Source organism: Streptomyces sp. NTH33, assembly GCF_003236365.1.
In the GTDB taxonomy this organism is placed as follows: Bacteria; Actinomycetota; Actinomycetes; order Streptomycetales; family Streptomycetaceae; genus Streptomyces.
This window is the reverse complement of sequence record NZ_POTZ01000512.1, coordinates 1-4657: the sequence shown is the minus strand read 5'-3', so window position 1 is coordinate 4657 and position 4657 is coordinate 1. Positions and strand designations below refer to the sequence as shown.

General features: G+C 70.7%; 6 protein-coding genes. 5 read left to right on the top strand and 1 reads right to left on the bottom strand.

All coding sequences use genetic code 11. The features are described 5' to 3' along the window. Positions 1-2092, bottom strand: a 2092-nt coding sequence (locus C1I97_RS31820; protein WP_111006523.1) for a 2OG-Fe(II) oxygenase, incomplete at its 3' end; no start/stop codon positions are given. A 330-nt stretch (positions 2093-2422) separates the two neighbouring features. Here C1I97_RS31820 and C1I97_RS31815 point away from each other — a divergent pair. From C1I97_RS31815 to C1I97_RS42560, 5 genes are all read left to right on the top strand, one after another. Then, entirely contained in the window at positions 2423-2689 is a 267-nt protein-coding gene (locus C1I97_RS31815; protein WP_111006522.1) for a hypothetical protein, read from the top strand. Continuing rightward, positions 2686-3078 carry a twitching motility protein PilT gene (locus tag C1I97_RS31810; RefSeq protein WP_111006521.1) on the top strand — a complete coding sequence of 131 codons (393 nt, stop codon included), beginning with the start codon at positions 2686-2688 and terminating at the stop codon, positions 3076-3078. Before C1I97_RS31815 ends, C1I97_RS31810 begins: the two co-directional genes overlap by 4 nt. 398 nt (positions 3079-3476) lie before the next feature. Further along, positions 3477-4208, top strand: coding sequence for a HEAT repeat domain-containing protein (locus tag C1I97_RS31800; RefSeq protein ID WP_111006520.1), 732 nt, complete (start codon positions 3477-3479; stop codon positions 4206-4208). 3 nt (positions 4209-4211) lie between these two features. Next, the gene (locus tag C1I97_RS42565; RefSeq protein ID WP_111006519.1) at positions 4212-4394 is read left to right on the top strand and encodes a hypothetical protein; all 183 of its coding nucleotides are present in this window, start codon (positions 4212-4214) and stop codon (positions 4392-4394) included. Then, on the top strand, positions 4387-4657 hold a 271-nt coding region (locus C1I97_RS42560; protein WP_309147841.1), incomplete at its 3' end, for a DUF6000 family protein. The genes C1I97_RS42565 and C1I97_RS42560, both read left to right, overlap by 8 nt.

The window sequence follows — 4657 nt, the reverse complement described above, 5'->3', positions numbered from 1 at the left end:
AGGCGTTCCTCGCCACCCCGCAGCCCGCCCAGGTGATCGACCAGTCGCCCTCGGCGCGCTGCGGGGTGGCGAGGAACGCCTCGAGACGCCCGACGCAGTCCCGCGCGAGCAACGCGACCCCCGCCGCCCCGCGCACTTGTGCCGGCAGCTTCGCCGCCGCGCGCAGGGCCGGGACCACGCACTCCAGGACGGTGTCCGGGTATCCGCGCAGCGCCTGCGCAATCGCGGCCCGCCGCTCGTCCTCGGCCGCCTGCCAGACGCGTGCCAAGGGCGGGCCGAGTTCGGCCAGGCGCGGCCCGCGCTCCTCGGCCCGCGCCCGGGCGCACCACAGGCCCAGCTCTTCCTCCAGCCAGCGCCAGGCGGCGTCCGCGAGCAGCCGCGCCGTGTACGAGTCCCCAGCGGCGCGCAGTGCGTCGCACAGCTGGGGCAGGCCCTGCACCCACTCTCCACGGTCGGCCCCGGACACGCGCCAGACGCGCTGTGCGGGGAACCATCCCCCGACGAGTTCACGCATCCACTCTCTGCCGTACGCCCCGGCCACCGCGGCCAGCGCATCCGCATGGTCCGGGGTGAGCACCTCCGCGCGGAACGGCTCCAGCAGCATCGCCGCCGTCCCGGGCACGCCCAGGCCGGCCGCGACCTCGAGGGCCGTACCCAGCGCTTCGTCCCGCGGCGCGGTCTGCGGCCAGAACGGCGCCAGCGAGGCCGCGTCGGCCCGGACCCTGTCCAGCTCCCCAGCCGCGATCCGGTCGCGCAGCTCGGCCAGCGCGCCTTCGGGTCCGGCCTCGGCCCGGGCCGCGAACGCCCGCTCGCGCGGCCACAGCAGGACCGCGGAACGTCGGTACCAGCAGTCAAGGGTGTCGCCGTAGTTACCCATGTAGCCCTCATACTCCGACTGGAAGGGCTCCAGGTTCTTGTTCGGCGTGGAGGCACACCGCTCCTCGTAGGAGACGGGCAGACAGATCGCCTCGCCGCCCCCGCCGTCCGGGCGGGTCCACCAGCCGAGGGTGATCTCGTCGTCGATCAGGTCGTTGAGCTCGTAGTCCGCATAGTCGTCGGCGCCGCTCCCGGTGCCGGGGGCCAAGTCCTCCTCGTCCTCCTCGTCATAGGAGTCGTCGTAGTAGTCGCGGTCCCACGGGTCACCGCCGCCGGGCGGGTAGGCGTCCCAGGTTTCCTTCACCTCGGCAAGCGCGAGCACCGCCTCGCAGCCGGCCCGCGCCGCGGCGGCACGCAGCAGCGCGGCGCGCTCGGCGTCCGCACCCTTGAGGCGGCTCCAGGACAGTCCGCGCTGGGTGTACTCGTGGTCGAGCAGGTAGACCAGCCGGTTCGGCGGAGGCAGTTCCCGGCCTCCCCAGCGCGGGAGGGCCGGCTCGGCGAAGTGTTCGGTCAGGCAAGCCGCGAGGTCGGCGACCGGGCCGACGTCCCCGGACGCGGCTTCGGCTTCGGCTTCGGCTTCGGCTTCGGCGAGCAGATTGAAGGTGAGGGTCACCCGATAGCCCGACTTCACCGGCTTGACCTCGTGCCGGCAGTCGGCGTAGAAGGCGACGAAGGTCAGCCGCTCCTTCGACGCCTGGTAGACCCTGCTCTCACCGCCGTGCTCCACCACCAGTTCGCCGCCGGTGTGCGCCGAAGGCAGCGACACCACCAGCGTGCCCACCATCGCGTCGTCCTTCTCGGAGTCCTGGTGGGGAAGGAAGAACTGGCCCTTGCCGTACACGAGGAGCGCGTGCGGCTCGGCCCGCAGCCGGGTCTTCGCCGGCAGCCCGAGCTCGTCACGGAAGTACTCCAGGGCGGCGTCCAGCATCGGCACCCACCCTCTCCCGTCCAGCTCGAACCGGTCCGGAGTGATCTCCCAGGTGTCGCGGACACCGGGGTCGCTCAACGTCTCCTCACCGCGCCCGAACTTCGCCGGCCGCGCCACCTCGATCAGCTTCTTCGTACGCGGCGCGCGCAGCGGAAGCACCACCGGCCCAACACCCTCCACGTCCAGCCGGAACGCGTCGGCCGGCGCGTTCATCCGGGCGGCGAACGAGCCGACCGGGTCCGAGCCACCGAGCAGTCGCGCCAGCCGCTCCCGTGCCGAGATCGCCATGCCCCGCCCCCTTTTCACGTCCATGCCCCGCTTCGTACCGCCGGGGACACCCCGGCTCCCTGACGATCGTAGTGACGGCGAGCACCGCTCCCGCGCGAACAACCGACTGTCGGCACCGTGCTGGTCCTGCTCGATGGCGCGTCTGCGGCTGCTCCCCTTGAATCTCGGACCAGGCACATCAGCAATGACTTTCCGTTACCACCGCATGCGGGACAGGGCCGTTGAATTAACACACCCAGACCCGGCGGTCGAGCGGAAAGGACTCAGGGGTTATCCCCACCCCCTCGAAACCCGCCCCACATCGACGCCATATAAGAGTATGGTGTTGGTATGGCTACCAAGAAGGTGACGATCACCCTCGATGAATCCTTGGTCGCGGCCCTGGCGGACGCCGCCGAGGAAGAAGGCATCCCGCTGTCCCGGCTCGTCGCCGGAGCAGCTGAGCGAGAGTTGCGGCTGCGAGCCGGACGGGCCGTGGTCCAGGAGTGGCAGGCGGAGCACGGAGGCTTCACCCCCGAAGAGCTCGCCGCCGCCCGCTCCGAGATGGCCGACGCCGACGCCGAGTACCTCAGCAGCTCGAGGACCTCGGCCGCGTGAACATCCCCTACCTGTACGACGCCGGTGCGCTCATCGCCATCGACAACGGCGACCGGCACATGTGGGCCCGCCACCATCTGGCTCTGGAGGACGGCCGGGACATCCACGTCCCCTCTGTTGTCGTGAGCCAAGCGTGGCGGGACGCCCGGCGCCAGGTCCGGCTCGGCAAGTTCCTCGCCGGATGCGATGTCGCGCCCGTGGGCCTGGAGACCGCCAAGGCTGCGGGCATCCTGTGCGGCAAGGCAGGCACTGCCGATGTCGTCGACGCCACCGTCGTCGTCATGGCCGCCACCCTCGGCGCCATCATCTGGACCTCCGACCCGGACGACATCCACACCCTCATCGACGCCCAGGACATCAAACCCGCCCCTGTCATCCGTACCGTCTGACCTCCCGTGGTCCCCGGCCGACACCCGGCCGGAGGGTCAGCACCAAGTCAGCACACGACCCGGAAACGGCCCAAATCCGCAGGAGAAAACAGGAAGGGGCCAGACCCGAAGATCTGGCCCCTGACCTGGGGTTTCCTACCCCGACCAGCCGCTTCCGGCGATCAAGGAATCACCCGCTACACGTTGAAGCGGGACTTCGGCGCCTGCGACCAGCACGGCCGACGGTTTGTCCGGCCTCCGGCAGCGGACGAACCGCTCGATCCGGCCTGGCGCCCGATCGACCTCGCACAGGACTCCTTCGAGGTCTGGGGAGCGAAGGAATGGGCCCCGTGGCCGACGGATCCTTCGGTGCTCTGCTGGTGGCTTCCCACCTTCTGGCGCCGCGACCAGCCCGCCTCATGAGTCCCTCCATAGAGAGACTCGTCCAGCAGCTCGACGGCGAAGCCGACACGTCCTACGACGCCCGCGCGGAACTGATCCGGCTCGGCTCCGTCGCCATCCCCGCCATGATCGACGGACTGACCTCCCTCGGCGGCTTCGGCCGGCTGACCGCCATCGAGGTCTTCGAGGAGGTGGGCGATCCCCGCTGCGGCCCCGCCCTCATCGGGCTGCTGGACAGCGACGACCCCACCATCCGCGAATGGGCGGCCACGGCCCTGGCGAGCCTGGAAATCGACGGCGCCATCGAGCCCCTGCGCCGCGCCTACCGCGCCTGCTTGGAAAGGACGACCCCACCGGACTGGACCGAGCCCAGCGGCATCCGCTGGGCGCTGACCGAACTCGGCGCCCGCACCCCGGTCATCCCACCGCTCACCGCGCGCCTGCGCGCCACCGCGGCGAACGACGCCCCCGGCTGGCCCTCGGCCCACTTCACCGAGATCATCAACGACCTGGCCGACCACGCCCAGGTGATCCTCCACTCCCAGTTCTGGCGGGTCGACGCCGACCGCACGTACGGCATCTCCGGCACCGCCCTGAACTGGGAACTCGACTGGACCACGCCCTGGGAGCACCTGGTCGAAGAGGCCCGCACCTGGTCCCTGCTGGATGCCCTCGAAGCCCCCGCCGGCGACAACATCTTCATCGCCCCCACCTGGATCGACCGTACCGACCTGTACCCGGAGAAGTGACCGATGCCGTTCCAGTACCCCGAGGAGATCGGCTACGGCTACGTGATCGAGCGCTACGTGACGAGGAAGGACTCGGACCACCCGCGCTACCTCGAACTGAACAGCGCGCGCGTCCTGCGGCCGGGGTGGCCGCACGCCAAACGCTTCGCCCGCCGTGTGATCGAGGACACCGCCCACCATCACTGACGCCGAACTGGAAGCCCTCCTCGCCTACGAATGGCGCTCGCGCCTCACCGCCGCCTGGCTGATCGGTGTCGGCCGGCGGACGAGCTTCCTCGAGCGCCTCGGCGACCTCCTCCTCGCCAGCGAGGTCTGCTACTCCGGCAGCGCCTACTGTTTCGCCCTGGCCCGCCTCGGCACCCACGCCGACGCCGAGATCCTCACCGCCTACCTCGACCACTACCTCCCCCGCACCGACCTCTGCTACGACCAACCCGCCACCCTCGGCG